Raw genomic sequence first — 26,129 nt, 5'->3', positions numbered from 1 at the left:
GCAACCGTTCATCCGGCCGACGCACCGACCACGGTGCCGGCGCGAAAAGCCTGCCGGGCGTGTTCCATGGGCATCGCTGCGACCCGGCCCCCGGATCGCAGCGACAACTCAGCGCTTCGTCTCGTACCTGGTCAGAACCGTCCCGCCGGGAAATGTCCGCGTCTCCACCAGGTTCAGGTTCACCCAGCTGTCCAGCGCGGGGAAGAAGGGGATGCCGCCGCCCACCAGGACGGGATGAGTGACGATCGTGTACTCGTCGACCAGCCCGGCCCGCACGGCAGCCCCGGCGAGCATCGCGCCACCGACCCTCATCGGCTCGCCGTCCTCTGCCCTGAGCCGCCTGATCTCGGCGACCGCGTCGCCGGTGACCAAGCGGGTGTTCCAGTCGACCTTCTCCGTCGTCGAGGAGAACACCACCTTCGGTGTGTCCCGCCAGTTCCGCGCGAACGCGATCTCCGCCGGGGTGGCGCCGGGCTGCCGGTCGCCGGTCGGCCAGTAGGAACTCATGTTCTCCCACAGCTTGCGCCCGTACAGCAACAGGCCGATCGCACGCTCCTCGTCGAGCCACCACTGGAACAGTTCGTCGCTCGGCCCACTCCACCCGAGGTTGTCGCCGGGCGCGGCGATGTAGCCGTCCAGTGTCAGGTTCATGCCGTAGATCAGTTTCCGCATCGCGCCATGCCTTCCGTCAGCCGGTCTCGGAAGTTTAGACCGCACGAAACCGATCGGTGCGCGATCCGGCGCGCAGATGGCGTTGCGAAGCAACCGGTTTCGGGACCGAGATCGCACAGCCCGAGTTGGCCACCGGCACAGTGAGGTCCGCCGGCCCGGCACCGGTCATCGCGCGGCGACGACAACGTCGAGCACGTCGCGCAACGCGTCGAAGGTGTCCGCCGGCAGCAGGGCGTCGCAGTACGGCAGGGCCGCGGCCATCGCACCCGTGTCCGGGGCGAACCCGGTGCGGCCGGCACGGGGGTTGAGCCACACGACGCGATGCGCGCGCCGGCGGATTCGCGCCATCGCGCGTGCCAGGTCGGCCGGGGCGTCACTGTCCCATCCGTCGGAGGCGATCACGACGATCGCGCCGCGCAGCAGATGCCCGCGGTGCGATCCGAGGATCTCGGCGAGACTGCCCGCGATGCGGGTACCGCCGTACCGGTCGGCGACCTTCGCGTTGGCCTCGTCGACGGCCCGTTCCACGGAACGATGCGCGAGGGGCACGGTCAGGCGGGTCGGAGCGGTCGCGAACACGAACACCTCCGCCTCACCGGCCCGGACCGCGGCCCGCATCAGGTGCAGGTAAATCTCGGCGTAACCGCGCATCGACCGGCTCACGTCGCACACCACCACGATCCGGCGGCGACGTCTGCGCGGCCGCGAGTGCACGAGCCGTACCAGTTCGTAGCCGGTGTGGCGGGACCGCGTGATACTCCGGCGCAAGTCGACGCGTCCGCTGGTGCTCGGTTCGCGGCGGCGCGACGGGCGGCTCGGCCACCGCACCGCGAGTTGTTCCAGCCTGGCGCCGAGCGCCCACAGCGCGTCCGGGTCCATGTCCGCGAAGCGCTGATCCCCGAGGCCGGCAAGCGCAATCGGGCGGGTCTCCCCCGCTCTGGCGTCGTCGGCGGTGCGCGCGACGGCGGAACGGGTGATCCACGGCACGGGCGCCGCAGAGCGGCCCATCGCGGCGCGGGTGTCCGCGGTTCGTCTCGCGGCCGGTTCGCTACCGGGCCGCGCGGTGTCGTCGGGGCCGGTCCGGCGCGCGTGCGGATCGACCGGCAGGGCCGCATGTTCGAACACCTCGGTGAAGGCCGCCTCGAACCCGGCGAGGTTGTCGTGGCGGTCGACGAGTGCCAGCCTCGTCACCCAGTACAGGCGGCTGCGAGTGCGCGGGGGACGCAGGTGCAGCGCACGGCTGAGAGTTGCGGCTGCATCCGCGGGTACGGTGACGCCGCTCGTGCGCAGCCGATCGACGAGCGCGACGGCGAACGCGGCCCGGTCGACACCGCGCAGCACACCTCCGTCGCCGGGTCCCTGCGGTGTCACGGTGTCTCCGCGAACTCCCGGTAGGCGCCGCCGATCGTGTCGAGGTCGTCGGGGGTCTTGGCGAGGGCGGCCAGCCCGGACGCGCCGGACCGCACGAGATCGGCGACGCCGAGCGCGGCGAGGGCGGACACCCAGTCGATGGTCTCGGCGATCCCGGGCGCCTTGTCCAGGTCCAGAGTCCGGACGGTGGCCACGAAATCGGCGGCCCGGCCGATGAGCGCGGCGTTGGCGATGGGCACGGTGCGGCGCAGGATCGCGACGGCGCGGGCCCGGTCGGGATAGTCGATCCAGTGGTAGAGGCAGCGGCGGCGCAGTGCGTCGTGCAGGTCGCGACTTCGGTTGGAGGTGAGCACCACCACCGGCGGCCGGGTCGCGGCAAGCGTACCCAGCTCCGGCACGGTGACCGCGAACTCGCCGAGGAACTCGAGCAGCAGTGCCTCGAATTCGTCATCGGCACGGTCGATTTCGTCGACGAGCAGCACCGGCGGGGTGGCTCCGCGGTGCCGCACGCACTGCAGGACTGGCCGCTCGAGAAGGAAGTCCTCCGAGTACAGGTCCGCTTCGGTCAGAGTGTCGCCGCGGGACTCGGCGAGGCGGATCGCGAGCAGCTGGCGCTGATAGTTCCAGTCGTAGAGGGCCTCGCTCGCCGTCAGACCCTCGTAGCACTGCAACCGGATCAGCGGCGCGCCGAGCGCGCGGGCGAGCACCTTCGCCGCGGTGGTCTTGCCGACGCCCGGTTCTCCTTCGAGCAACAGCGGCCGGTTCAGTTCCACCGCGAGATACAGAGCCGTGGCGGTCCCTTCGTCGAGCAGGTGATCGTGTGCGTCGAAACGCCGGATCACGTCGTCGACGTCGGTGAACGCCGATGCGGGCACGGTCACGCCGCGTGGTCCTTCCGGTAGGCGCGGCGGCAGCCCGGGCAGCAGAACCACACGTCGGTGCCGTCGAGGTTCAGGTGCGGGGTGGACTCGGTGACGGTCACGCTCATGCCGCACACCGGGTCCACCGCGACCTGCGGCGCAGGAGCCGGGTGCGCGGCGGAGGATGCGAGTCCCCCGGACCGGAGTGCGCGCACCACGTCCGCGACGATCGACAGGGCGATCTCGGCGGCGGTGCGGGCCCCGATGTCCAGGCCGGCCGGAGTGTGGATGCGGGCGAGCTCGGCATCCGTGGCGTCGAGCTGTTCGAGCACGGCGGGGCCGCGGGTGCGGCTCGCGACGAGCCCGACGTATCCGGCACCGGCGTCGAGGGCGGACCGGAGCACCGCCGCTTCCTCGCCTCCGAGACTTGCGACGACCGCGGCGGTCGCGCCGTCGGGCACGTCGGTGCCGGACAGCCGGGTCACCTCGAAGTCGAGCAGCGTCGCGAAGGCGGCGAGCTTGTCCGCGATCGGCGAGGTCCCGAAGATCGCGAGAACCGGCACCGGCAGGTGCGGTTCGAGGAATATCTCCATCGCACCTCCGGACTGGCAGGGATTGACCGCGACGGTCGCGCCGGGGGTTTCGGGAAACGCCTCCGCGTTTCCGGGCAGCACCCGAAGCAGCACGCTCTCCCCGGTGTCGAGGACGTTTCGCGCGGCGTCCCGCACCGAGTTCTCGGTGCACTGCCCGCCGACGAAGCCTTCGATGGTGCCGTCGCCGAGCACGAGCGCGCAGTCCCCGGATCGCGCGGATGTCGGCTTCTGCGCCCGCACCACGGTGGCACGCACGAACGGCAGGCGTTCGACGGACAGTTGCGCTGCCCGCACGGTCAGATCCATCGGTGCTCCTTCACGATTGCGGTCAGATCGGAGGGGTGGCCCGGCCCTGCATCGCCTCCCACACCCGCGACGGTGTCAGCGGCATGTCGGCGTGCCGCACCCCGAACGGCTTCAGGGCGTCGACGACGGCGTTGACGACCGCCGGCGGTGACCCGACAGTGGCGGATTCCCCGATGCCCTTCGCACCGATCGGGTGGTGTGGCGACGGCGTGACGGTGAATCCCGTTTCGAGGCGCGGAACCTCGAGCGCGGTCGGGATCAGGTAGTCCATGAACGATCCGCCGAGGCACGTGCCGTTCTCGTCGAATTCGATCATCTCCATCAGCGCCATCCCGATACCGTCGACGATGCCGCCGTGCACCTGTCCTTCGATGATCATCGGATTGATGCGGGTACCGCAGTCGTCGACGGCGAGGAACCGGCGGACCTTGACCACACCCGTGCCCGGGTCGACGTCGACCACGCAGAAGTACGCACCGTAGGGGTACGTGAGATTCTCCGGGTTGTAACAGATCTGGGCCTCGAGCCCACCCTCGAGACCCTCCGGCAGATCACCGGCGCCGTACGAGCGCATGGCGATGTCGGCGATGGTGACCGCGGCCTCCGGGTCGCCGGCGACGTGGAAACGTCCCTTCTCCCATTCCAGGTCGGCGACGGACACCTCGAGCATTCCGGCCGCGATGATCTTCGCCTTGTCGCGGACCTTCCGGGCGACGAGCGCGGCCGCCGCGCCCGACACCGGCGTCGAGCGGCTGCCGTAGGTGCCGAGACCGAAGGGCGTGTTGTCGGTGTCGCCGTGCACGACGTCGATGTCCTCCGGCGGGATGCCGAGTTCCTCCGCGACGATCTGCGCGAACGTCGTCTCGTGGCCCTGCCCCTGCGACTGCACCGACAACCGGACCACGGCCTTGCCGGTGGGGTGCACCCGCAGTTCGCAACCGTCGGCCATTCCGAGGCCGAGGATGTCCATGTCCTTACGGGGTCCGGCGCCGACGGCCTCGGTGAAGAACGCCGTGCCGATGCCCATCAGCTCGCCGCGTTCGCGGCGCTGCGCCTGCTCGCGACGCAGCTCGTCGTAGCCGATCATGTCCATGGCCTTGCGCATGGTCGTCTCGTAGTCCCCGGAGTCGTACTTCCAGCCGGTCTTGCTGACGTACGGGAACTGATCCGGGCGCAGCAGATTCTTCAGCCGCAGCTGCACCGGATCCATGTCGAGATCGAAGGCGAGACAGTCCACCAGCCGCTCGACGAAATAGACCGCCTCGGTGATCCGGAACGAGCACGCGTACGCGACGCCGCCGGGCGCCTTGTTGGTGTACACCGCGGTCATGTGGCAGTAGGCGGCTTCGATGTCGTAGCTTCCGGTGAACACCCCGAAGAAACCCGCGGGATATTTCACCGGTGCCGCGGTGCCGTTGAAGGCGCCGTGGTCGGCGAGGACCTGTGAGCGGATCGCCAGGATCTTGCCGTCGCGGGTCGCGGCGATCTCACCGACCATCACGTAATCGCGAGCGAAGCCGGTGCTGACCAGATTCTCGCTGCGGTCCTCCATCCACTTGACCGGTTTGCCGGTCAGCAGGGACGCGACGATCGCGCACACGTAGCCCGGGTAGATCGGCACCTTGTTGCCGAAGCCGCCGCCGATGTCCGGGGAGATCACGCGGATCTTGTGCTCGGGCAGTCCCGCAACCAGCGCATACAGGGTGCGGTGCGCGTGCGGTGCCTGACTCGTCGACCACAGCGTGAGCTTGCCGGTGACACGGTCGAGATCGGCGACCGCCCCGCACGTTTCCATCGGCGCCGGGTGCACACGCGGGTAGACGATCTCCTGGCGGGCCACGACGTCGGCCTTCGCGAAAACTGCGTCGGTCGCGGCGGCGTCCCCGGTTTCCCAGTCGAAGCAGTGGTTGTCGGTCTTGCCGTCGAGGTCGGTGCGGATCACCGGCGCGTCCGCCGACAGCGCGGTCCGCACATCGACGACCGGGTCGAGCACGTCGTATTCGACGTCGATGAGTTCGAGTGCGTCGCGCGCGGAATAGCGGTCCTCGGCGACGACGAACGCGACCTCCTGGCCGAAGAACCGGACCTTGTCGGTGACGAGCACGGACTGCACGTCGTTCGACAGCGTCGGCATCCACGCCAGGCCCTTGGCTGCGAGGTCGGCGCCCGTGACCACGGCCTTGACCTTCGGGTGCGCCTGCGCGGCGGTGGTGTCGATGCTCACCAGTTTCGCGTGCGCGACGGGAGCTCGCAGGATCGCCAGGTGCAGCATGCCGGGCAGGCGGACGTCGTCGACGTAGCTGCCGCGACCACGGATGAAGCGGGGGTCCTCCTTGCGGAGCATCCGACCGTGCCCGCACGGGGTCCCGTCGTTGTCGACGGTCTCCGGGTCCTGCCGGTCGGGTTCGACGGCGGTCACGACACTGCCTCCTCGGATTCGGTGACCTGCTCGGCGGGGGCGTTCTCGGCAGCCCAGCGCACCGAACGGACGATGGTGGTGTAGCCGGTGCAGCGGCAGATCTGGCCGGAGATCGCCTCCCGGATGGTGGCCTCGTCGGGATCGGGATTGCGATCGAGCAGGGCGCGGGCGGTGATCATCATGCCGGGTGTGCAGAATCCGCACTGCAGGCCGTGACAGCGCATGAAACCCTCCTGCACGGGGTCCAGCACGCCGTCCTGCTCGAGTCCCTCGACGGTGAGCACTTCGTGCCCGCCCGCCATCGCCGCGAGCATCGTGCAGGACTTGACGGGTTCGCCGTCCACCGCGACGACGCAGGTTCCGCAGTTGCTGGTGTCGCATCCCCAGTGGGTTCCGGTGAGCCCCAGATGGTCTCGCAGGAAGTGCACGAGCAGTAGCCGGGGTTCGATCTCCTCGGTCACGGGTTGCCCGTTCACCGTCATCGAAACCTGCATGAGTTCAGCCCCTTTCGGACACTCCGAGCCGTTCGACGGCGCGCCGCAGCGTGCGGACGGTCAGTTCCGACGCGAGATGGCGCTTGTATTCCACGGTTCCGCGCTGGTCCGCGTCGGGGTTGCACGCCGCCGCCGCTCGCGCTCCGGCTGCTCGGAACAGGTCTTCGGAAGGCTCGGCGCCACGCAGGAATTCACCCAGTTCGGCGAGCGCAGCCGGGTCGGGCCGCACCGCGGTCAGCGCGACCCGCGCCCGCTCGATCGTCCCGCCCGTCAGCCAAACCGCGGATCCGGCGGCTGCGACCGCCCAGTCACCCGCGCGCCGTTCGACTTTCGCGTACGCACTCGATCCGGTGCCGTGGCGCGGCAGACGGACCTCGACGAGCAGTTCGTTGCTCGCGGCGGCGGTCTCGTACGGACCGAGCTGGAAGTCCGCCAACGCGAGTTCCCGCGTGCCGGACGGTCCGCGCAGCAGGCACGTGGCGTCGAGCACGGTGCACACGGTCGACAGATCCTCGGCGGGGTCGGCCTGGCACAGCGAGCCGCCGAGCGTGCCGCGGTTGCGTACCACCGGGTCGGCGATCACCTTCTCGGCGTCACGGAAGATCGGATAGATCGCGGCGAGCTCGTCGGACTCGAGCAGTTCGCGGTGGCGGACCATCGCGCCGATCCGGACGAACTCGTCGCCGACGTCGATGTAGCCGAGCTCTCCGGCCAGGTCGTTGATGTCGATGAGGAACTCGGGGGCGGCGAGCCGCAGTTTCATCATCGGCAGCAGACTGTGGCCGCCGGCGATCACTCTCGCCTCGTCGCCCAGCTCGTCCAGCAACGCGATCGCGTGGTCGATCCCCGTCGCTCGCTCGTATTCGAATGGCCCAGGCACCTGCATGTGATACACCTCACATCCCCTACCTGCGAAGTGTATCCTCGTGCCCGGATCTCGCAGGAAAATCCGCCGATCGGGACCCCGATCACCCAGCAGATCACCCTGGGCACCCGCTCCGGGACTGCCCGAAATTTCCGACCGGGAACCGAGCGGATACGATGCTCCTCGCGCCTCCGTAGCTCAGGTGGATAGAGCAAGAGCCTTCTAATCTCTAGGTCGCAGGTTCGAATCCTGCCGGGGGCACCTTCGGAATCGGGTCACCCGATCCTCCCGGTTGGTTCGGCTCGCTGCGGCGCGGCCGAACCGATCGATCAGTCCTGTGATTCGACCTTGGCCCGCGCGTCCGCGATCCACTGCGGGGCGATGAAGACCCCCTCCGCTTCCACGCAGATTCCGTCCGGCCCTGCGATGTGTCCCACGACGAACGCCTTGCGACCCTCGACGCGGTCGATCTTCGCCTCGGCGTGCAGGTCACCGAGCGGGGTCGGCCTGCGGTAGCGCAGGGTGAGGGTGCCGGTCATGCCCGGTGATCTACCGACGCGGGCAGCGTCACCGAGCACCTGATCCAGGACCAGGGCCGAGACTCCACCGTGGACGTGGCCGGCCGGCCCCTCGTAGCCGAGGTGCAGATGGAAGTCCGCCCACACTCGCCCGTCAGGTTCTGTGTGCACCTTCAGCGGCGGCGCCACCGCGTTGCGCAGACCCACCGCGGCGTTACCCCAGGACCGGAAGTTGCCGGAGTCGTTGAACCGGGTCCCGTACGGCCCGGGGTCGCGTCGCCGCCCGAGGATCTCGGCGGCCGCCGCGAGGTGTTCGCGAGCCCGGCGGACCTCGTCGTCGTCGGCCTGGGAGGCGATGCCGAGCGGGATCAGCCCACGGATGTCCTCGGCCAGCGGCCCGTACAGCGCGGCCTGCCGCGCGATCTCTTCTTCGGACAGGCCGTCGTTGATGTAGAGACTGACGACGTCGGTCATGCGGGCTCCTGCGGTTACGAGGACGGGTCGCCGGATTCGACTGTGTGGCCCGCCGGCTGTCAATCTCGTGTTCCGGTGACCGGGATGGGCACCGGCTTCTCCAGATGGACGCGCGCGTAACCCCCGGGCGTCGGCGTGCGGTGCGTTTCGCGGTACCCGAACCGGTCGTGCAGGCGGAGATTGCCTGTGCTGCGCTCCCCCGTGAACAACCGCACGGTGCCGACGGCGGCGGGAAGCCGCTGCTCCACGAGCCCGAGCAACCGACTGCCCAGACCCTCGCCCTGCCGGTACCCGTAGGCGGCGCGTTGCAGGGTGAGCAGTTCACCCGCATCCTCCGGCGTCAAGACCACAATCGCCTCCATGGAGCGAGTTCTCCGCGGCTGGGGCACCTCGGCTCCGGCAACGCGACCGAGCGGCGACCCATCGCCGTGACACCCCCTCGTCCAAGGGATGGTCCGGGACCCGGCACCGTCCGATACTGGGCACACAGGATCCGGCAGGCAGTGCACCCAGGCGAATCCTGCAGTACCCGAACGGACCTCGGCAAGGAGGTCGAATCATGGGACATCATCGATTGTTCCGGTCCGCAGGGCTGGCGGTCGCTGCGTTCGTCGTAGCGAGCGGGCCGGTCTGGCACAACGCAACCGCCGCGCCGGACGAGAGCCGCACGCACTTCGGATCCACCGTCGCCCTCGGCGACGGGGTGGCTCGAACATTCACGTCGGTGGACCCCGGCGGCAACCCGACGGCCGTCGGCATCCGGTTGTCGGCGGCCGCACTCGACGGGCTGTCCGGCGAAGGCACGATGCTCATGCTCGAACTCCCCGAGGCAGCGACGGCAACGGCCTTCGACCATGTGATGCTGAACTGGAATCCGCGCGGCCATCCCCCGGACACCCTTTTCGGTAAACCACATTTCGATCTGCACTTCTACATGACCGACATGGCGTCGATCGGACGGATCGATCCCGCCGCACCGGACTATGCGACTCGCGCAGCGAATCTTCCTGCCGCGCAATATATTCCCCAGGGTTACATCCTCCCTCCCGGACCTGCGGCGGAGCAGGCGGTGCCGTTCATGGGGACGCATTGGCTCGACGCGACCGAAGGCATGATCCCGGGTGTCTACGACTTCACCGAGACGTTCATCAACGGGTCCTGGGACGGCAACTACACGTTCATGGAGCCGATGATCACCCGCGCGTGGCTGCTCACCGAGCCGACGCTCCAGGAGGAGATCAAGCAGCCGTCGGCCTATCAGCGGTCCGCCTACTACCCCACCGTCTACACCGTTCGATTCGACGACCGAACCCAGGAGTTCGAGGTCGCGCTGTCCGAGATGGTGTTCCGCGGCGAGTCCTGAAATTCCGGCAACCACCCCTTTCGACGGGACCGATCATGATCGTCACCGAGGAACCCTCCGCCGTCGCTCGCCCGGCCGAGGCGGGCTCGTATCTGCACTCCCTTCCCGACGACATCGTCTCGACACCGGACGCGGGCGCCGTCCGCAGCCACCTCCCTCACGCCGGATCGCTCACCGCATCGGAGTCGACGCCATGAAATCGAATACGGACGGACCTGCGGATACGCGGATGATGGGCATCCTCCACGATGCCCTCCGGCGCGACCTCATCCGCACCCGCACCGCTCTGACCGCGACGAATCCACCCGCCGAAACCCAGCGGACAGCCATCTCGGATCATCTGCTCTGGATGATGGGATTCCTGCACTATCACCACGGCGTCGAGGACGAGTTCCTGTGGCCGCTGATCCGGCGGCTCGACCCGCACACCGGCCCGCTGCTGGACCGGATGGACGCGGACCACGCCCGCATCTCGCCCCGAATCGACATCCTCGGCGACGCAGCCTCGGCGTATCGCGACGACGACCGGGCGGCGACGCTGGAGGCGGTGGTCACGGCTCTCGGCGGACTCGAGGACGTGCTGCTACCGCATCTGCGCAGCGAGGAGGACGAGGTCATGCCGGTGGTGTCCCGAACAATCACCCGCCGGCAATGGGACGACTGGGGACACGAGGTGGTGAAGGACAAGCCGACGATGGAGCTTGCCCGCGAGGTCCCCTGGGTCGTCGACGGACTCGACGACGACCGCTGTCGAGTGGTGGCCGATGCGTTGCCCGCACCGGCACGATTCATCCTGCTGCACGCGTTTGCCGGACGATATCGGCGCGCGGCGGCGAAGCGTTGGGGCCCGGATGTCGACGTCGGCCCGCGCGCCTCCGCCCGTCGTCGCACCGCGGCCGTCCGGTCCGCTCCGGCCCGCGGTCGTTCCGGGTGAAGCATCAACCGGGTGAATCGATCAGCGCGAGGATCCGATCCGCGGCGACGGCGGCGCCGTCGGTGGCCCGCAGCCGGGTGCCGAGCTCGGCCGCCGCGGTCCGATAGTGCGGCGAGCCCACCAGGTCGTCGATCGCGTCGCGGAGCCGGCCGGGACTCGCCGTCCTGCGCAGTACCTTTCCGGCCCCCGCGGTGGCCACTGCCCTCCCGACGATCGGCTGGTCGGTGAGGGCCGACATCGGCATGATCAGCACCGGGATTCCGAATGCGAGCGCGCGGAACGTGGTGGCGTGTCCCCCGTGCCCGATCACCGCGGAGCAGGTCCGCATGATCTCGTTGTGCGGAATGTACCGGTGCACGGACGCATTCGGTGGTGCACGGAACCCCGCCGGGTCGACGGAGGGTCCGGTCGTCACGATCAGCTCGACGTCGATGCCGGCAACGGCGTCGAGGATGTTCTGCAACGCCTTGCGCTGGCCTGGGAACCCGGCCGTGCTGAGGCTGGCCAGCACTCGTGGCGGCGTGCGAGCCACCGCCGCCTCCCGGACGTCGTGCACGGCACCGGCCCAGGCCACGTGACCGTTCGTTCGACCCGCTGCAGAATCGAACTCCGGGTCCGAACACACCAGTTCGAGGTCGGCCCCGTGCCAGACCCGCCGCGGCCCGAGTCCTTTCGAGCGGGCGACGACGCCGAACGGGCCGCGCCGGAACGAACCGTCGAACGCTGCGTAGAACGTGTGGAACAGCGCGACGTGCCGCAGGTCCTCGCGGGCGGCCGCGTCGAGCGCATTGAACAGCATGCAGTCGACGACCACCAGATCGGCCGGATCGGCCCGAACCTCGTCCCGGAGATCGCGCCCGATCCCCGGGTCGGTCACCATCGCGAGCCCCATGGTCAACACGGTCCACGTGCTCAACCGGGCGTGCGGCGTCCACCGCGGTGAGCTCCGGTAAGCGCGGAACTCGAGTCCGGCCGATTCGATCACCGATTTCTGCATCGCGTGACCGAGAACCCGGACGCGATGACCCCGACGATGCAATTCCCGGCCTGTTCCCAATGCCGGTGGCACGTTGCCGCCCGCCTCGAACGTCACGATCAGGATGTCGGACACGACATGCCTCCTCACCCGGGCAACGTGGGGCGGTGTACCGGCCGGAAGCCGGCGTCCGCCCCGCGCCACGGTGTCATTCAGGAAGTTCGAGCAGTGCATCGACGTCACGGTCGTTGAACATCCCGTGGAGCGTGCGGCGAATGTCCCTGTTTCCCATGATGTTTCCTTCCGATCTTCTTGCTGCTGCCGAAGTCGGGCGAGCAGCGCGCTGCCCCTCGGGTTCTGCTGTCGCCCGGGCAGGCATCCGGAAGGTCCGGCAACCGCGTGGGCGGTGCACTCGGCTACGGAGCGTTCGCCTCCGGGCCGCGGCCGACGTGCCGGTGCTCACCGGTGAACCAGCCGTCCGGTCCGACCGGCGCACCGAAGTGCGGCAGGTGGTGGGTGTAGAACAGATGCGCGACGAGTTCCTGACGGCTGTTCACACCGATCTTGGCGTAGATGCTCTTCAGGTGGTCCTGGACGGTGTACGGGCTGATGAACATCCGCTGTCCGATCTCTGTGCGCGTCTCGCACGCGAGAACATGTCCGAGCACTTCGGCCTCCCGCGCGGTGAGCCGGTGGAGTTCGGTCACGAGCGCGACGAGCTGGGCGGGCCGGGCCGGTTCCAGCGTGACGACAACCCTCCCCCGCGATCCTCGCCCGTCCAACCTCCCGGCCCGGAGCACGAGCCATTCACCATCGGCTGTCCGCGCACGGGTGCTCACCGACACCCCCGAGTTCCGGAATCGCACGGCGGATGCGACCGCGGGCATCATCCGGGCGCAGGAATCGCCGCCGATCCGGTCGAGGTATTCCGACGCTCGCGACGTCACCCATTCCACGTCGTCGTTCCCCCCGACGACCACCACGGCAGGACCGCCGGACACCTCCGCCATCACCAGCGGCGCCTGCCGGATCAACGACAGACGCAGTCCTTCACCGATCTCACGCGCACACGCGGCGAGTGCCCTCACTTCCGGATCGCCGAATCCATTGCCGGCTCCACGCATCAGCGTCCCGGCGCCCCACACGCGATCGTCGCGGCCGCGAAACAACAGGCGGACTTCGTCGTCCATTCCGAGTGGCTCGAGGATCTCTCCGTACGGCAGAGCATTTCGGACATCCCCGTCGATGCCGTCCCGGATCGTCTGTACACCGCCCGGAACGTGGGCGAGCCTGCCGTAGGTGTTCGCATACGGCGATGTGCCGTACTCCAATTCCGCGACGGTGGCGAACCCACTGCCGATCGATTCCGGCACGTCGATCATCGTGGCGGACGTGAGCATCAGCGTCGCCGGATCGACCGTGGCGAGGCAACCCCGATCGAACGGGATCCGGGTGCGGACGACCCGCAGGGCCGCCTGCCCGAATTCGGACGGACCTGCGGTAGCGAGCGCGACATCTCGGATGGACGAGCGGAGTGCCCCGGCCATCCGCTTCTCGGCCATGTCCTCAGTATGCGCGGACCGGAACCACGCCCGGTACCCCCGAGGGTGCGACGGCGATCCACACGACCACCGCCCGCGAGTTGCGCCGGCCTACGACACGGACGGACGATGACACCCGTGACGGGTTTCGTGGAGGTCCGCCCCTACGCCGAACTGAACGCGTTCGTCGCCCCCGAGTGCCGGGGCGTCGCCTCGCGCCGGCCGTTCCGCCCGCACCAGACCGTCAAGGACGTCGTCGAGGCGATGGGTATTCCGCACACCGAGATCGATCTGATCGTCGTCGACGGCGAACCGGTCGATCTCGCGTACCGGCCGCGCGCCGGTGCCCGCATCGCGGTGTATCCGGTCTTCGAGGCACTGGATATCGAACCGATCGAACGACTGCGGCCGGCGCCGCTGCGCGACCCGAGGTTCGTTGCCGACGTCAATGTCGGCAAACTGGCCCGCTATCTGCGCCTGCTCGGATTCGACGTGAACTGGTCGGCGTCCGCGGACGACGACACGCTGGCGCGCATCAGCACTGACGATCAGCGCATTCTGCTGACCCGCGACCGCGGCCTGCTCGCACGCAGGGTCGTCACCCACGGTCTCTACGTGCACGCCGTCGATCCCGTCGAGCAGGTGGTCGAGGTGATCCGGAGGCTCGATCTGACGCGCCGGATCTCGCCCTTCACCCGCTGCCTGCGGTGCAACGAGCCGGTCGTCGAGGTACCGAAATCGGAGGTACTCGATCGGCTGGAGCCGTTGACCCGCCGGTACTACGAGGATTTCCGGCGGTGCACCGGTTGCGGCCGGATCTTCTGGGCCGGATCCCACCATGCTCGGCTCGCCGCGCTCGTGGAGACGATCCGTACGAGGGCGCCGGCGCGCGGCTAGGTCACGAGCAGAGCCGCGAGCGCGACCAGCGGCGGCGTGGACTGGGAGGCCGCGCCGATCACTCCCGCTCCGCGCGGTCTGCTCATCGCCATCCTGTCCGAGGCGAACAGGACGATCCCGGCCAGGAACATGAACGTGCACGTGTAGACCACGAGCGTGCGGCCCGGAGTTTCATGGCCCGCCCACCACAACACCACCCCGGCGATCGCGCCCGAACCGAGAAAGAGGTTGTAGAACCCGACGTTGAAGGCCCACATCCGGACGGGAGCAGTGTCCCGCGTGGGGATGCGGAACAGGTCCTCGTGAATACCGGGGCGGAGGAACAGGATCGACTCCCACACGAACGCCAGCAGATGTACGCCACCGGCGATCAGCGCGGCGACCTGGGCGACGACGATCATGGCGATCGACTCCCGCCCGTGAACCGGATCTCGTGCCGGCCGGCGAGCGACACCAACCGTGAGGACAGGTCGGCCGAGGAGTGCTGTTCGCGCAGCAGACCGTCGAGATCGGTGAAGAAACCACTCATGCCCGTACCGGCCGCGGCGAGGAGAAACACCGCCTCGGCGGTGAGCACCGAGAAGGAGTTCGCGGTCCCGGGCGCAACGGTGAGGGAATCACCCGGCCCCAGATCGCAGCTCGCGCTGCCGACCCGGACCCGGATCCGGCCGCGCAGCAGGTGGAACGTCTTGGCCCAGGGCTCCGTGTGCATCGGTGGGGGTTCGCCTGGGGGTGCCTGCACCAGCATGAGTTCGTAGGCGCCCTCGGTGTGGCCGCCGGACGACAGGACCGTGACGACCGCGTCCGGCAGCGAAAGCCGCGTGCCTTCACCGGACCGCTCGACATGAAAACCGGACATACCTGCAACGCTAGGGTTCCGGCAGACGCCGGGACATCCCAGGAATCGGGGATGCCCGCATTGCGCGTACCAGCGCATACTGAGTTCATGCTCGAAGTGCGGGCGGAGCGGCTGTGCCGGGAGATCCTCGCGTTGGCTGGCACCGGCGCCGACGTCACGCAAGTGCACGACAGGGCGATCGAACTGGTCGATCGCACGGTCCGCAGCGACCTGACGTGCTGGGCGCTGATCGATCCGGGAAGCCTGACCTTCGGTTCGATGACCAGCGGACGCAACCGCATCCCCCGAGAGTACGAGCCGCTTCTCGCCGAATCCGAGTGTGGTGGAAAGGATCCCGCGACGTTTGCCGACCTCGCGCGCAGCGGGCGGATCGTCGTGCGGGCCTCCGATCTGCCGGCCGCCGCCATCGGGCGCAGCCTCCGCCACGGTGCGGTGTGGCGCCCCCTCGGTCTCGACCGTGAGGTTCGGGTGGCCTTTTCCGCGGACGGATACTGCTGGGGTGCAGCCGGATTCGTGCGGTCGGGGTCGGATTTCACCGATCGCGAACTCGAGTTCCTGACCTTGGCGGCGCCGGCTCTCGCCGCCGCGACACGAGCCGCCGCCGTCCACGCGATGCGGCCGTATCCCGGGAGCGACCCCGGCCCGGCGGTGGTGCTGACCGACGCGGCGGGCCAGCCGATCGGGCTCACGGACGCGGTCCGGCGCTGGCAGGACCGGCTCGCAGGACCGGTGCGTCTGGCGGTGCTGCTGCGCGCCGCCACCTCCGGGGCACGATCGAGCCGCACCGGGGTGTTCCGGGCGCGCGTGCACGACGGGCACGGATACTGGGTCCTGGTCCGCGCGACCGCACTGGTCACCGACGGCGACGAGAGCCGCACGGTGGTCACCATCGAACCGGCCCCCGCGGGCGAGTTCACCGACCTGCTGTTCACGGCGTACGCGTTGACCGCGCGCGAGCGGGACGTGTGCCTCGATGTGTCGGGCGGCCTGTCGACAGCCGAGATCGCCCGGCGTCGGCACATCACTGCGAACACCGTGCAGGACCACCTCAAATCCGTGTACGCGAAGACGGGGGCGGGGAGTCGCGCAGAGCTCGCCGCGAGGCTGGCCGGACGGCAGGTGTGACCGCATTCACGCCGTGCGCCGAAACCGTGCCGAGTGAACGAACCACGCCGGGAAAATGCGCCGAAAATCCGGTTCGGTACCGCCACCTGCGGTGATTCACCGGTGGCCCGCGCACTGTGTCCTATCTCCCACCTGGGCACCTCATGGAAGAACACCGGTTATTACGGCCTATAGTGCACTGGGTAAATGTCATGTAACAGTGTTCTCACAGTCAGGTAGGTGGGCGTGTCGACCTCGGACCGCATCGAAGAGATCTACGAGCAGGTCAAGGCTCGCAACGCAGGTGAACCCGAGTTTCACCAGGCCGCAGCGGAGGTGTTCGAGTCCCTGCACGTCGTGCTCGATCGGCACCCCGTGTACTTCGATTCCGGGCTGATCGAGCGGCTCTGCGAGCCCGAGCGGCAGATCATCTTCCGGGTCCCGTGGATCGACGATCAGGGCCAGGTGCACGTCAACCGCGGTTTCCGCGTGCAGTACAACAGCGTGCTCGGCCCCTACAAGGGCGGCCTGCGCTTCCACCCGAGCGTCAACCTCGGCATCGTGAAGTTCCTCGGATTCGAGCAGATCTTCAAGAACGCGCTCACCGGCCTGCCCATCGGCGGCGGCAAGGGCGGCTCGGACTTCGACCCCAAGGGCCGTTCCGAGCAGGAGATCATGCGCTTCTGCCAGTCCTTCATGACCGAGCTGCACCGCCACATCGGCGAGTACACCGACGTCCCCGCCGGTGACATCGGCGTCGGTGGCCGCGAGATCGGCTACCTGTTCGGCCAGTACAAGCGCCTCACCAACTCGTACGAGTCGGGCGTTCTCACGGGCAAGGGCCTCACCTGGGGCGGCTCGATGGTGCGCAAGGAAGCCACCGGCTACGGCGCCGCGTACTTCGTCAACGAGATGGCGAAGACCGCCGGCACCAGCCTCGACGGCCGCACCGCCGTGGTTTCCGGGTCCGGCAACGTCGCGATCTACGCGATCGAGAAGATCCACCAGCTCGGCGGCAAGGTCGTCGCGTGCTCCGACTCGTCGGGTTACATCGTCGACAAAGCCGGCATCGACCTCGAGCTGCTCAAGGACATCAAGGAAGTCCGTCGCGGCCGGATCTCCGAGTACGTCGACGAGCGCTCCGACGCCGACTTCTACTCCGGCGGCAACATCTGGAACGTGCCGTGCGACATCGCACTGCCGTGTGCCACCCAGAACGAGCTCGACGAGGAGGCGGCGAAGGTCCTGGTCAACAACGGCGTCAAGTTCGTCGCCGAGGGCGCGAACATGCCCACCACCCCCGGCGGCATCACGGTGTTCCGTGACGCCGGTGTGGCGTTCGCCCCGGGCAAGGCCGCAAACGCCGGTGGTGTGGCGACCTCCGCGCTCGAGATGCAGCAGAATGCGTCGCGTGATTCGTGGCACTTCGACTACACGGACGAGCGCCTGGCCGGCATCATGCGCGACATCCACAGCAGGTGTGTGGAGACGGCCGCCGAGTACGGCAAGCCGGGCGACTACATCCACGGCGCCAACATCGCCGGCTTCGTGAAGGTTGCCGACGCGATGTTCGCCCTGGGCGTCATCTGATCCGGCCCCGTCGATGTGAAAGGCCCGCTCGTTCGAGCGGGCCTTTCACATCGGACCAGGTCAGTCGGTGGGGCCGTCGTGGTCGAGCCGCGCCTTGCGTGCGGCCTCGCGCATCTCGATGCCGTCGGAGATCCAATTGCCGATCTCGCGGGTGACGTCCCGCACGGCTCCGGTGATGATGCCCGCGATGTTCCCGACGTGGGTGGCGGCGGATTCGGTCATCTCCTGCACCGTGTCCTTGTTGCGTTCGAAGCGTCCTACCATGCGTTCATCCCCTCAGACGGTGTCGTGGACGAGGGTACGCGGAGGTTCTGCCGTTCGCGCCGCGTCGGCCCTGCGCTCCGCGGTGGGGACAGGATCCGACTGTGCGGGACGGGGGCGTCGCTCGATCACGACCGAGCTCTCGGACGGTTCGGACACCCAGGACGGCGGCAGCGCCAGCGTGAAGATCTTGCGCCACACCGACGCGACCTGCCGGAGCAGGCCCCCCGTGTTGTAGGGCAGACCGTGCTTCTCGCACAGCGCCCGCACCTGCGGGGCGATCTCCGGGTAGCGGCGGGCCGGCAGGTCCGGGAACAAGTGGTGTTCGATCTGGTGCGACAGATTGCCGGTCATCAGGTGCATGAGCGGCGATCCGGTGATGTTCGCGCTGCCCAGCAACTGTCGCACGTACCATTCGCCACGCGTCTCGTCGGCGGTTTCCTCCTCGGTGAACGATTGCACGCCGGACGGGAAGTGCCCGCAGAAGATGACGGAGAACGCCCACACGTTGCGCACCAGATTCGCGGTCGCATTGCCGAGCAGGGTGGGAACGAACAATGGTCCGGTGAGCAGCGGGAACACAAGATAGTCCTTGAGCACCTGCCGTCCGGCCTTGTGCCACCAGCCGCGCGCGAGGGGGCCGAGTTCGCGGAGGTCGCGCTTGCCGGCCAACAGGCGATCGGCTTCGGCGTCGTGCAGCATCACGCCCCATTCGAACAGCAGCATCAGTGCCGCGGCGTAGAGCGGGTTGCCCAGGTAGTACGGCTTCCACGGCTGTGCGGGATCCATGCGCAGAATGCCGTACCCGATGTCGCGGTCCATGTCGAGGATGTTCGTGTATGTGTGGTGGACGTAGTTGTGCGAGTGCCGCCACTGATCCGAGGGGCACACCGTGTCCCATTCGAAGACACGCGAGTTCAGTCCGGGCTCGCGCATCCAGTCGTACTGACCGTGCATCACGTTGTGCCCGATCTCCATGTTGTCGAGGATCTTCGACACGCTCAGTGCGGCGACACCCGCGATCCACGCCGGTGGCAGGAAGCCTAGGAACAGCAGGCCACGCCCCGCCACCTCGAATCCTCTCTGCGCCTTGATGACCCGGTAGATGTATTCGCGGTCGTCGGCTCCGAGCGAGGCCACCGTGCGATCGCGCAGGGCGTCGAGTTCGCGGCCGATGTCCTCGACCTGCTCACGACTCAGGACCACCGGATCCGGGTCGGGTGCACGGCTTCCGGACAGGAACGGCAGGAAGGGAATCGACGGTAGGGACAATCCGAACATGATGTCCTCCAAAGGGTTCGAAAGATCGGGTGATCGGCTGCGCTCCGAGGAGCGAAGCCGGTCTAGAGATCGACCGCGACGTCACCGACCGGCGCGTTGACGCAGATCCGGATGCGGGCGTCGGGTTCGGAATCGAGTTCGCCGGTGCGGACGTCGCGGGTGCATCCGGATCGGCGGACCGTGGTGCAGGTATGGCAGATGCCCATGCGGCACCCGTGGTCGGGCCGCAGACCGGCGGATTCGGCCTGTTCCAGCAGTGTCCTGCCGGTGTTGTCCGCAACCACTCCGGACGTGGTGAAGCTGACCGTACCTTCGGCACCACCGGCGACCGTGACGGCAGGCAGGGTGAATTCCTCGGTGCGCAAATGTTGTTCAGCACCGGCGTCGCGGTAGACCTCGCGGACGCTCGCGGTCAGCCCCGCCGGGCCGCACGCATAGGTGGCGGTGCCGGGGAACCACGGGACGACGGCGTCGAGGTGTTCGCGGCAGAACCGGCCGTGCAGATGGCCGCCGTCTCCCCGGGTGTGAGCGAGGACGACCTCGACGTTGGCGCGAGCGGCGAGTTCGTCGAGGCGCGCGCGCTGGGGCACGTCGGCGGCGGTACGGGCGTAGTGCAGGAAGGTGACCGCACCGGTGTGCCGTTCGTCGGCGAGCGTGTGCAGCATCGACAGCACCGGGGTGATGCCGCTGCCTCCGCTGATGAGCAGCAGGCGGTCCGACCGGACCGGTGGGAGAACGAAGTCGCCGGCCGCAGGGCCGAGGTCGACGACGTCACCCGGCTCGGCGGATTCGTGCAGGTAGCGGGACACGACGCCGTCGGGGTGGGCACGCACGGTGAGGACGATCCGGTCGTCGGCGTGCTGCGAATTCGACGGCGAGTAGCAGCGGGTGTGCCGGACTCCGTCGACGACGACGCCGAATTGGATGTGCTGGCCGGCCTCGAACCGGCAACGCCGCCCGGGACGGAGCGTGAGTGTGATCATCCCCGGCACCGTGCGGTCGACATCGACGATCCGCGCGCGGGTGCTCTGCGTGGTGAGCAGCGGATCCAGCAGTTCCAGGTAGCGATCCGGGTGGTGCGGCCAGGACATCAGCCGCAGGGCGCCGGTGAACACGTTCGCTGTACGCCGTCCGGCTCCGACGCGTGTGAGGGGTGAGACGACCATTGCGGGACCTCCCGACCGATCCGATTTAAGTGCACACTTGTACACTCAAATAGTGTTGCAGCACCCACCCGCCGCCTGTCAACACGCATGTGACGCCCGTTACACCGGTATTCGATTCCTGGAGGCCGCTCTGCCTAGACTCGGGTCCGTGTCCGTAGCCCCCGTCCCCGAACCCACCACCAGGGCGGCCCGCAAGGAACGCACGCGCCGCACCCTGCTCGATGCCGCACTCGCGCTGGCGGCAGACCGGAGCTTCTCGACGGTGAGCCTGCGCGAGGTCGCTCGCGAAGCCGGGATCGTCCCCACCGCGTTCTATCGCCACTTCGCGTCGATGGACGAACTCGGCGTCACCCTGGCCGCCGACACGATGCGTGTCCTGCGGCAGGTACTGCGTGACGCCCGCCGCGCCCGGAGCGCGGGCGACAACGCCCGGGCGTCGCTGGCCGTGCTGGTCGAGCAGATCCGCGCGCACGAGGCCTCGTTCCGATTCCTGGCCCGCGAACGACACGGTGGTTCACCCGAGGTGTCCCGGGCCGTCAACGACGAATTGCGATTGCTCACAGGGGAACTCGCGCTCGACCTCGGTGGGATGCCGGGGCTGGACGGGTGGAGCGACGACGACCTGGAGATGGCTGCGGCCCTGCTCGTCGTCGCCCTGCTCGAGGTGGCCGTCGAACTGCTCGCCGTCGAAACGCCGGGTGGGCCGGACGAGGCGGCCGTGATCACCCGCGGCGAGAAGCAAATGCGTCTGATCATCCTCGGCATGGGGGCGTGGAAACCCACCCACGAGTGAACCCCGCACCGTACGGTGGCGCCATGTTCGAGATCAGCCGCGTCGCACTCGGCGACCTCACCTTCGACGTCCGTATCGCCGGCCCCCAGGAGGGCGCCCCGCTCGTCCTGCTGCACGGCTTCCCCGAAACCGGGCGCAGCTGGGAACATGCGGGCCGGTGGCTCGCCGAGGCGGGCCTGCGCGTCGTCATCCCCGACCAGCGGGGCTACTCCCCCGGCGCCCGTCCCGCCGACGTGTCGTCCTACACGATCGGTGCGCTGGTCGGCGACGTCCTCGGGCTGCTGGACGGTTTGGGGATCGACACCGCACACGTCGCCGGGCACGACTGGGGCGCCGTCGTCGGCTGGCACCTCGCTGCACACCACCCCGACCGCGTCCGCACATTCACCGCGGTCTCGGTGCCGCATCCCGCCGCCTACAGCTGGGCGCTGCAGCACGACGAGGACCAGAAGTCACGATCGGCGTACATCAAGCTGCTGCGCCTGGAAGGCAAAGCCGAGTCGGTGCTGCTCGACGACGGCGCCCGGCGCCTGCGCGCGATGTACAGCCCGATGCCCGACCACGCTGCCGTCGAGGAATACGTCCGGGTACTGACTGCGCCCGGCGCGATGACCGCGGCGCTGAACTGGTACCGCGCGATGGGACGCGACTTCCGCGATCTTCCGTCGGTGAAGGTGCCCACCACCTACGTGTGGAGCACCGCAGATGTCGCGGTGGCCCGGGCCGGCGCGGAACGCTGCCACGAATACGCCGACGCCGACTACGAATTCGTCGTCCTGGACGATGTGAGTCACTGGGTTCCGGAAGAGGAACCCGCAGCACTGGCGGAGGCGATCCGCACACGCATCGGGCAGTGACGGGTCTTCGCACTCACGTATCCGGCGTCGCGGCCCCCGCAGCGCGGCACAACAGTTCGAGTTCGCCGACGACCGCGTCCAGCGGCGCCGCACTGCGCTGCGCCTGCGCGACGATCAACCCGCCTTCGAGCGCGCCGACGATCATCGTCGCGAGGGTCGCGGCACGCGCCGGGTCGATGCCGTCGGCGACGAGCCGCGCGCCGATCATCTCGCTCCAGCGCACGAAAGCGGCGCCGGCGATGTCGCGGGCCGACGCCTCGGTGCCCAGGGCGGCCGCGACGATCGGGCAGCCCGCTACGTAGCCGGTGGCCTCGAGGCCTCGTCGCCACAGGTCGACGAGCCACCGGAGCGCGCTGACGGTGTCGCCCGAGTCCAGGATCTGCTCGATCCTGACGGTGAGCTCATCGGCGGCCGAGCGGGTGGCTTCCTCGATCAGCTGGGTCTTGCCACCGGGAAAGTGGTGATAGATCGACCCGCGGGGAGCTCCGCTGTGGGCGAGGACGTCGGCGAACGAGGTCGCAGCCACCCCGCGTTCCCGCATCAACGTCACGGCGCTGGCCGTCATCGCCGCGCGCGGTCCCGTGGTTCCGCTCTGCCGCCGTGCCATCGCACCCTCCCACGATCCGATCGGAATTGCCTACTCGAATTATGTATGTTGTCATACTTAGAACGCCAGCACCGGGACGTCAGGAGTCCACCGTGACCGAACTCGACACCACCGAAGACACCCACGTCTTCGACGCCGCCGTCTCGCTCGTCGCCGCCGACGCGCACCGCTACACGGGCCGCACCCACCCGGCGTACGCGAACATGGTCGGACCGTTCGGCGGAATCACGGCCGCGACCCTGGTGCGCGCGGTCCAGCAGCATCCCGAGGTTCTCGGCGTGCCGCTCTCGCTCACCGTCAACTACTGCGGGCCACTGGCGGATGGTGAGTTCGAGATCGCCGCGCGCCCGGTGCGCACCAACAGGTCGACGCAGCACTGGTCGATCGAGTTGTCCCAGGACGGGGCGGTCACGACCACCGCGACCGCGGTGTTCGGCACGCGACGCGACACCTGGTCGTCGACCGAGGCCGTCGCGCCCGATGCTCCCCCGGCACAGGATGTCGCGCAACAGTCGCTCCCCGAGTTCATCGCGTGGTCGCGCAACTACGAGATGCGCTTCGTCGAGGGCGCGGTACCGGGGCCGGAGACCGGCGAGAACCCTGATTCGACGACGACCTTGTGGGTGCGGGACGCGCCGCCGCGTCCACTGGACTTCGCGGCACTGACCTCGTTGTGCGATGTGTTCTTCCCGCGGGTGTTCCTGCGGCGCGGGCAGTACATGCCCGCCGGAACGGTGTCCTTGACCGTCTACTTCCACGCGGACGCGGACGCGCTGGCACGCCAGTCCGACGCGTCGGTACTCGGCACTGCACGCTCGCAGCATTTCGGCAAGGGCTACTTCGACCAGTCCGGTGAGCTGTGGAGCAGCGACGGCGAACTGCTCGCGACGACCCACCAGCTCGTCTACTTCAAGGGCTGACCGCCGATTCGGGTGCCCGCACGGCCAGCAACGCCGCGAGACCGGCGCCGAGCACGACGAGGAGTCCGGCGATGCCCGCACGGTCCGCGCCGAATCCCCACGCGAAGAACCCGAACAGCGTAGGCGCAAGGAAGGACACCGCCCGGCCGGTGGTGGCGTAGAGCCCGAACATCTGGCCTTCCCGGCCCGGCGGGGTGATCCGCGCGAGGAACGTGCGCGCGGACGCTTGCGCGGGCCCGACGAACAGGCACAGCAACAGCCCGAAGATCCAGAACATCACCGGGCCGGACACCGCGAGGAGCACCACCCCGACGACGATCATCGCGGCGAGCGAGACCACGATGACCGCCTTCGGGCCGACCCGATCGTCGATACGTCCGGCGACGAGCGCGCCGAGCGCGGCCACCACATTCGCCGCGACCCCGAACAACAGCACGTCGCCCGACCCGATGCCGTAGACGGTCACGGCGAGCACCGCGCCGAACGTGAAGACGCCGGCGAGGCCGTCGCGGAACAGGGCCGACGCGCCCAGGAACCAGATGGTGCGACGGTCCGCGCGCCACAGCTCACGCAGGTCGCGCCACAGCACCCTGTATGCCTCGACGAGGCCACCCTTGTCCGCACCGGGATCGACACCGGTCGGGGGCAGTTCGGGGACCGCGAGCAGTACCGGAATCGCGAAGACGCCGAACCACACGGCGGCGAGCAGCGCGACCAGCCGGATGTTGGTGCCGTCGTCGGTACTCAGCGCCAGGAAGCCGCGGGTGTCTCCGTCTCCGGCGATGAACCCGGTATAGCACAACAGCAGCAGCACGATGCCGCCGAAATACCCCATGGACCAACCGAATCCGGAAACCCTGCCGATGTTCTCCTCGGTGGAGATCTGGCGCATCATCGCGTTGTACGGGACCTGGGCGAGCTCGGCGATCACCGAGGCGACACCGAGCAGGACCAGCCCCAACCACAGATAGTGGTGGTCGTCGCGCACGAAGTACATCCCGGCCATCGCCGCGACCGTGACGAAGGTGAGTACCGCGAGGGACCGTTTGCGCCGGCCGGTGGCGTCGTAACGTTGCCCGGAGACCGGCGCTGTGACCGCGATGACGAACCCGGCGATCCCGAGCGACCAGCCCAACCATGTACTCGCCGAGACGGTTCCGGGCAGGTCGTCGCCGACGGCGTCGGTGAGGTACACGGAGAAGACGAACGTGAGGATCACCGCATTGAACGCGGCCGATCCCCAGTCCCACAGACCCCACGCGAAGACCTGCCGCCGCGTCGTCGCCGTCCCGATCCCTGCCGGAACGGCCGTGTGTGCGCTCATTCCCGCAGCCTAAACCGGTCGTCGCGGAGCTGCCCCATATGACGGTTGACGACCGATATTTCGGTACACCGATCGTCACTGTCGTCTTCTCCGTGCGCGAGCACGCTCGAACCGCCGCACGACCACGTCGAAACGGTCCAGCTCCGCCCAGTTCCAGCGGATCACCTCGAACCCGACGTCGCGCAACGCATCCTCTCGGAGTTTCTCTGCGACGAGGTCGCGCCGGTCCGAGTATTTTCCCGCCCCGTCGAACTCTCCGACGACTCCGGCCTCGTCCCAGAAGAAGTCGAGGCGGCAACGCCGTCCGTCACGCACGACGACCTCGTGCTGCAGAACCGGACGGGGCAGGCCCGCCTCCTCGATCCGGACCCGCGACAACGACTCGCCGACACTCTCGCTGCGTGCGTCGAGGAAGCCTGCCACCGCACGCGCACGTGCGACACCGTGGAGCCCCGACGCGGCCTCCACCACGCGTGGCAACCACGCCGCGGCCGCGGGATCGATGCGCAGGAGCGCATCACCGATGATCACCGCCTGTGGGCGCGGCACGGTGCGTGCGACGTCCGCGATCGTCCTGGCCACCGACGTCACCGGTACAGCATCGACGACTGTGAGGTCTGCATCCATCCATCGCGCGGTGTGGATGTGCAACCGTCCCCGGTGCCGTGCGCCGGCGCCGGGAGTCCGCGACACGTGCACACGCGTCAGCGGGAGATTCCAGACAGGTGCCCCGTGCAGCGTCGCCGCCGAGATGTGGCTGATCGCCTCCCCCTGGTCCAGAGTCGAGCCGAAATGACGCGCGAGCACCCGATGCCGGCCGGTGCCGTCGAGCGCACCGTGATCGCCCCGTCGCAAGTAGACGCCGTGGGCGACCGGCACCAGCTCGCCGGTTCGAAGTTCGCGAGCGATCTCGAAGGCGGACGTACCCGCCGCGAGTAGTCGTGCGCGCGTCAACACTCGTGGATCCTCCATGCCGGCGATGGTGCCGCAACGCGACCGCGGGATCCGCCGGAGAACCACTCGATTCGCTCGTCCTGGGGATGGAACTGCCACCTGTGGACAACGTCCCTGCACGCGGGCGCCG

The 26,129-nt window shown here is 68.7% G+C and carries 28 protein-coding genes and 1 tRNA gene; 10 read left to right on the top strand and 19 right to left on the bottom strand.

Annotated elements, in window-relative coordinates:
* Positions 1-108 precede the first annotated feature (108 nt).
* The 7 genes from A8G15_RS04830 to A8G15_RS04800 form a co-directional block, all read right to left on the bottom strand.
* A complete protein-coding gene (locus A8G15_RS04830; RefSeq protein WP_068155909.1) occupies positions 109-672 on the bottom strand; it encodes a dihydrofolate reductase family protein in 564 nt (187 codons plus the stop codon).
* A gap of 165 nt (positions 673-837) precedes the next feature.
* The gene (locus tag A8G15_RS04825; protein ID WP_068155905.1) at positions 838-2,043 is read right to left on the bottom strand and encodes a VWA domain-containing protein; all 1,206 of its coding nucleotides are present in this window, start codon (positions 2,041-2,043) and stop codon (positions 838-840) included.
* Positions 2,040-2,918, bottom strand: a complete 879-nt coding sequence (locus A8G15_RS04820; protein ID WP_425415064.1) for an AAA family ATPase — start codon at positions 2,916-2,918, stop codon at positions 2,040-2,042. The genes A8G15_RS04825 and A8G15_RS04820 overlap by 4 nt, the downstream gene beginning before the upstream one ends.
* Positions 2,919-2,920: 2 nt before the next feature.
* Positions 2,921-3,802, bottom strand: a complete 882-nt coding sequence (locus A8G15_RS04815) for an XdhC family protein (protein WP_068155899.1) — start codon at positions 3,800-3,802, stop codon at positions 2,921-2,923.
* Between the two features lie 22 nt (positions 3,803-3,824).
* The gene (locus tag A8G15_RS04810; RefSeq protein ID WP_068155897.1) at positions 3,825-6,221 is read right to left on the bottom strand and encodes an aerobic carbon-monoxide dehydrogenase large subunit; all 2,397 of its coding nucleotides are present in this window, start codon (positions 6,219-6,221) and stop codon (positions 3,825-3,827) included.
* Positions 6,218-6,715: a (2Fe-2S)-binding protein gene (locus tag A8G15_RS04805; protein WP_068155894.1), complete on the bottom strand. Its 498-nt coding sequence runs from the start codon at positions 6,713-6,715 to the stop codon at positions 6,218-6,220. The genes A8G15_RS04810 and A8G15_RS04805 overlap by 4 nt, the downstream gene beginning before the upstream one ends.
* Positions 6,716-6,719: 4 nt before the next feature.
* Entirely contained in the window at positions 6,720-7,601 is an 882-nt protein-coding gene (locus A8G15_RS04800) for an FAD binding domain-containing protein (RefSeq protein WP_068156045.1), read from the bottom strand.
* Positions 7,602-7,767: 166 nt separating this feature from the next.
* Between A8G15_RS04800 and A8G15_RS04795 the strand changes: the two genes are divergently transcribed.
* Positions 7,768-7,841 (top strand) — tRNA-Arg (locus A8G15_RS04795).
* Between the two features lie 68 nt (positions 7,842-7,909).
* On the opposite strand, the gene A8G15_RS04790 is transcribed toward A8G15_RS04795, so the two are convergent.
* Both A8G15_RS04790 and A8G15_RS04785 read right to left on the bottom strand, forming a co-directional pair.
* The gene (locus A8G15_RS04790) at positions 7,910-8,572 is read right to left on the bottom strand and encodes a PaaI family thioesterase (protein ID WP_068155891.1); all 663 of its coding nucleotides are present in this window, start codon (positions 8,570-8,572) and stop codon (positions 7,910-7,912) included.
* 59 nt (positions 8,573-8,631) lie between these two features.
* Positions 8,632-8,922 (bottom strand): GNAT family N-acetyltransferase, encoded by a 291-nt coding sequence (locus A8G15_RS04785; protein ID WP_245687702.1) that lies wholly within the window; start codon positions 8,920-8,922, stop codon positions 8,632-8,634.
* A 209-nt stretch (positions 8,923-9,131) separates the two neighbouring features.
* Here A8G15_RS04785 and A8G15_RS04780 point away from each other — a divergent pair, with 209 nt between their 5' ends.
* Genes A8G15_RS04780 through A8G15_RS04775 form a run of 3 tightly spaced genes read left to right on the top strand, consistent with a single transcriptional unit; the run spans position 9,132 to position 10,869 of the window.
* The gene (locus A8G15_RS04780) at positions 9,132-9,935 is read left to right on the top strand and encodes a DUF5602 domain-containing protein (protein WP_068155884.1); all 804 of its coding nucleotides are present in this window, start codon (positions 9,132-9,134) and stop codon (positions 9,933-9,935) included.
* 35 nt (positions 9,936-9,970) lie between these two features.
* Positions 9,971-10,132: a hypothetical protein gene (locus A8G15_RS30415; RefSeq protein ID WP_156665251.1), complete on the top strand. Its 162-nt coding sequence runs from the start codon at positions 9,971-9,973 to the stop codon at positions 10,130-10,132.
* The gene (locus A8G15_RS04775; protein ID WP_068155882.1) at positions 10,129-10,869 is read left to right on the top strand and encodes a hemerythrin domain-containing protein; all 741 of its coding nucleotides are present in this window, start codon (positions 10,129-10,131) and stop codon (positions 10,867-10,869) included. Before A8G15_RS30415 ends, A8G15_RS04775 begins: the two co-directional genes overlap by 4 nt.
* Before the next feature lie 4 nt (positions 10,870-10,873).
* On the opposite strand, the gene A8G15_RS04770 is transcribed toward A8G15_RS04775, so the two are convergent.
* Both A8G15_RS04770 and A8G15_RS04765 read right to left on the bottom strand, forming a co-directional pair.
* A complete protein-coding gene (locus tag A8G15_RS04770; RefSeq protein WP_068155878.1) occupies positions 10,874-11,980 on the bottom strand; it encodes a glycosyltransferase in 1,107 nt (368 codons plus the stop codon).
* 281 nt (positions 11,981-12,261) lie between these two features.
* Positions 12,262-13,407, bottom strand: coding sequence for a helix-turn-helix transcriptional regulator (locus A8G15_RS04765; protein ID WP_068155874.1), 1,146 nt, complete (start codon positions 13,405-13,407; stop codon positions 12,262-12,264).
* 117 nt (positions 13,408-13,524) lie between these two features.
* Here A8G15_RS04765 and A8G15_RS04760 point away from each other — a divergent pair, with 117 nt between their 5' ends.
* Positions 13,525-14,283 carry a Mut7-C RNAse domain-containing protein gene (locus tag A8G15_RS04760; RefSeq protein WP_068156042.1) on the top strand — a complete coding sequence of 253 codons (759 nt, stop codon included), beginning with the start codon at positions 13,525-13,527 and terminating at the stop codon, positions 14,281-14,283.
* On the opposite strand, the gene A8G15_RS04755 is transcribed toward A8G15_RS04760, so the two are convergent.
* Together A8G15_RS04755 and A8G15_RS04750 are read right to left on the bottom strand one after the other, a co-directional pair.
* Positions 14,280-14,684 (bottom strand): DUF1304 domain-containing protein, encoded by a 405-nt coding sequence (locus tag A8G15_RS04755; RefSeq protein ID WP_068155872.1) that lies wholly within the window; start codon positions 14,682-14,684, stop codon positions 14,280-14,282. The genes A8G15_RS04760 and A8G15_RS04755 overlap by 4 nt on opposite strands.
* Entirely contained in the window at positions 14,681-15,142 is a 462-nt protein-coding gene (locus A8G15_RS04750) for a cupin domain-containing protein (RefSeq protein ID WP_068155869.1), read from the bottom strand. Before A8G15_RS04750 ends, A8G15_RS04755 begins: the two co-directional genes overlap by 4 nt.
* Before the next feature lie 87 nt (positions 15,143-15,229).
* Between A8G15_RS04750 and A8G15_RS04745 the strand changes: the two genes are divergently transcribed.
* The gene (locus tag A8G15_RS04745; protein WP_068155866.1) at positions 15,230-16,267 is read left to right on the top strand and encodes a helix-turn-helix transcriptional regulator; all 1,038 of its coding nucleotides are present in this window, start codon (positions 15,230-15,232) and stop codon (positions 16,265-16,267) included.
* Positions 16,268-16,492: 225 nt separating this feature from the next.
* Positions 16,493-17,836 (top strand): NADP-specific glutamate dehydrogenase, encoded by a 1,344-nt coding sequence (gdhA, locus tag A8G15_RS04740; RefSeq protein ID WP_068156040.1) that lies wholly within the window; start codon positions 16,493-16,495, stop codon positions 17,834-17,836.
* A gap of 60 nt (positions 17,837-17,896) precedes the next feature.
* Here the strand turns inward: gdhA and A8G15_RS04735 are convergent, their stop codons facing one another.
* The 3 genes from A8G15_RS04735 to A8G15_RS04725 form a co-directional block, all read right to left on the bottom strand.
* Positions 17,897-18,100 carry a hypothetical protein gene (locus tag A8G15_RS04735; protein WP_068155863.1) on the bottom strand — a complete coding sequence of 68 codons (204 nt, stop codon included), beginning with the start codon at positions 18,098-18,100 and terminating at the stop codon, positions 17,897-17,899.
* A gap of 12 nt (positions 18,101-18,112) precedes the next feature.
* Positions 18,113-19,378 carry a fatty acid desaturase family protein gene (locus A8G15_RS04730; RefSeq protein WP_082899662.1) on the bottom strand — a complete coding sequence of 422 codons (1,266 nt, stop codon included), beginning with the start codon at positions 19,376-19,378 and terminating at the stop codon, positions 18,113-18,115.
* A 62-nt stretch (positions 19,379-19,440) separates the two neighbouring features.
* Entirely contained in the window at positions 19,441-20,544 is a 1,104-nt protein-coding gene (locus A8G15_RS04725) for a ferredoxin reductase (protein ID WP_068155860.1), read from the bottom strand.
* A 148-nt stretch (positions 20,545-20,692) separates the two neighbouring features.
* Here A8G15_RS04725 and A8G15_RS04720 point away from each other — a divergent pair, with 148 nt between their 5' ends.
* Together A8G15_RS04720 and A8G15_RS04715 are read left to right on the top strand one after the other, a co-directional pair.
* A complete protein-coding gene (locus A8G15_RS04720) occupies positions 20,693-21,337 on the top strand; it encodes a TetR family transcriptional regulator (protein WP_068155858.1) in 645 nt (214 codons plus the stop codon).
* Positions 21,338-21,360: 23 nt separating this feature from the next.
* Positions 21,361-22,194, top strand: a complete 834-nt coding sequence (locus tag A8G15_RS04715; RefSeq protein WP_068156037.1) for an alpha/beta fold hydrolase — start codon at positions 21,361-21,363, stop codon at positions 22,192-22,194.
* Positions 22,195-22,207: 13 nt separating this feature from the next.
* On the opposite strand, the gene A8G15_RS04710 is transcribed toward A8G15_RS04715, so the two are convergent.
* A complete protein-coding gene (locus A8G15_RS04710) occupies positions 22,208-22,801 on the bottom strand; it encodes a TetR/AcrR family transcriptional regulator (RefSeq protein WP_068155856.1) in 594 nt (197 codons plus the stop codon).
* A gap of 92 nt (positions 22,802-22,893) precedes the next feature.
* Between A8G15_RS04710 and A8G15_RS04705 the strand changes: the two genes are divergently transcribed.
* A complete protein-coding gene (locus tag A8G15_RS04705) occupies positions 22,894-23,721 on the top strand; it encodes an acyl-CoA thioesterase (protein ID WP_068155854.1) in 828 nt (275 codons plus the stop codon).
* On the opposite strand, the gene A8G15_RS04700 is transcribed toward A8G15_RS04705, so the two are convergent.
* Positions 23,711-25,045, bottom strand: coding sequence for an MFS transporter (locus A8G15_RS04700; RefSeq protein WP_068155852.1), 1,335 nt, complete (start codon positions 25,043-25,045; stop codon positions 23,711-23,713). The genes A8G15_RS04705 and A8G15_RS04700 overlap by 11 nt on opposite strands.
* 75 nt (positions 25,046-25,120) lie before the next feature.
* A complete protein-coding gene (locus tag A8G15_RS04695; RefSeq protein WP_068156035.1) occupies positions 25,121-26,017 on the bottom strand; it encodes a hypothetical protein in 897 nt (298 codons plus the stop codon).
* Positions 26,018-26,129: the final 112 nt, after the last annotated feature.

This window comes from Rhodococcus phenolicus, from assembly GCF_001646785.1.
GTDB lineage: Bacteria > Actinomycetota > Actinomycetes > Mycobacteriales > Mycobacteriaceae > Rhodococcus > Rhodococcus phenolicus.
Note: the sequence above shows the minus strand (reverse complement) of the source record. Positions and strands in the feature narration are given on the sequence as shown.

Excerpts from the sequence above, each read along its gene's own strand:
- A8G15_RS04830 (WP_068155909.1), bottom strand. The coding sequence starts at position 672 with ATGCGGAAACTGATCTACGGCATGAACCTGACACTGGACGGCTACATC.
- A8G15_RS04815 (WP_068155899.1), bottom strand. The coding sequence starts at position 3,802 with ATGGATCTGACCGTGCGGGCAGCGCAACTGTCCGTCGAACGCCTGCCG.
- A8G15_RS04805 (WP_068155894.1), bottom strand. The coding sequence starts at position 6,715 with ATGCAGGTTTCGATGACGGTGAACGGGCAACCCGTGACCGAGGAGATC.
- A8G15_RS04800 (WP_068156045.1), bottom strand. The coding sequence starts at position 7,601 with ATGCAGGTGCCTGGGCCATTCGAATACGAGCGAGCGACGGGGATCGAC.
- A8G15_RS04790 (WP_068155891.1), bottom strand. The coding sequence starts at position 8,572 with ATGACCGACGTCGTCAGTCTCTACATCAACGACGGCCTGTCCGAAGAA.
- A8G15_RS04780 (WP_068155884.1), top strand. The coding sequence starts at position 9,132 with ATGGGACATCATCGATTGTTCCGGTCCGCAGGGCTGGCGGTCGCTGCG.
- A8G15_RS30415 (WP_156665251.1), top strand. The coding sequence starts at position 9,971 with ATGATCGTCACCGAGGAACCCTCCGCCGTCGCTCGCCCGGCCGAGGCG.
- A8G15_RS04775 (WP_068155882.1), top strand. The coding sequence starts at position 10,129 with ATGAAATCGAATACGGACGGACCTGCGGATACGCGGATGATGGGCATC.
- A8G15_RS04765 (WP_068155874.1), bottom strand. The coding sequence starts at position 13,407 with ATGGCCGAGAAGCGGATGGCCGGGGCACTCCGCTCGTCCATCCGAGAT.
- A8G15_RS04755 (WP_068155872.1), bottom strand. The coding sequence starts at position 14,684 with ATGATCGTCGTCGCCCAGGTCGCCGCGCTGATCGCCGGTGGCGTACAT.
- A8G15_RS04750 (WP_068155869.1), bottom strand. The coding sequence starts at position 15,142 with ATGTCCGGTTTTCATGTCGAGCGGTCCGGTGAAGGCACGCGGCTTTCG.
- A8G15_RS04745 (WP_068155866.1), top strand. The coding sequence starts at position 15,230 with ATGCTCGAAGTGCGGGCGGAGCGGCTGTGCCGGGAGATCCTCGCGTTG.
- A8G15_RS04735 (WP_068155863.1), bottom strand. The coding sequence starts at position 18,100 with ATGGTAGGACGCTTCGAACGCAACAAGGACACGGTGCAGGAGATGACC.
- A8G15_RS04730 (WP_082899662.1), bottom strand. The coding sequence starts at position 19,378 with ATGTTCGGATTGTCCCTACCGTCGATTCCCTTCCTGCCGTTCCTGTCC.
- A8G15_RS04725 (WP_068155860.1), bottom strand. The coding sequence starts at position 20,544 with ATGGTCGTCTCACCCCTCACACGCGTCGGAGCCGGACGGCGTACAGCG.
- A8G15_RS04715 (WP_068156037.1), top strand. The coding sequence starts at position 21,361 with ATGTTCGAGATCAGCCGCGTCGCACTCGGCGACCTCACCTTCGACGTC.
- A8G15_RS04710 (WP_068155856.1), bottom strand. The coding sequence starts at position 22,801 with ATGGCACGGCGGCAGAGCGGAACCACGGGACCGCGCGCGGCGATGACG.
- A8G15_RS04700 (WP_068155852.1), bottom strand. The coding sequence starts at position 25,045 with ATGAGCGCACACACGGCCGTTCCGGCAGGGATCGGGACGGCGACGACG.
- A8G15_RS04695 (WP_068156035.1), bottom strand. The coding sequence starts at position 26,017 with ATGGAGGATCCACGAGTGTTGACGCGCGCACGACTACTCGCGGCGGGT.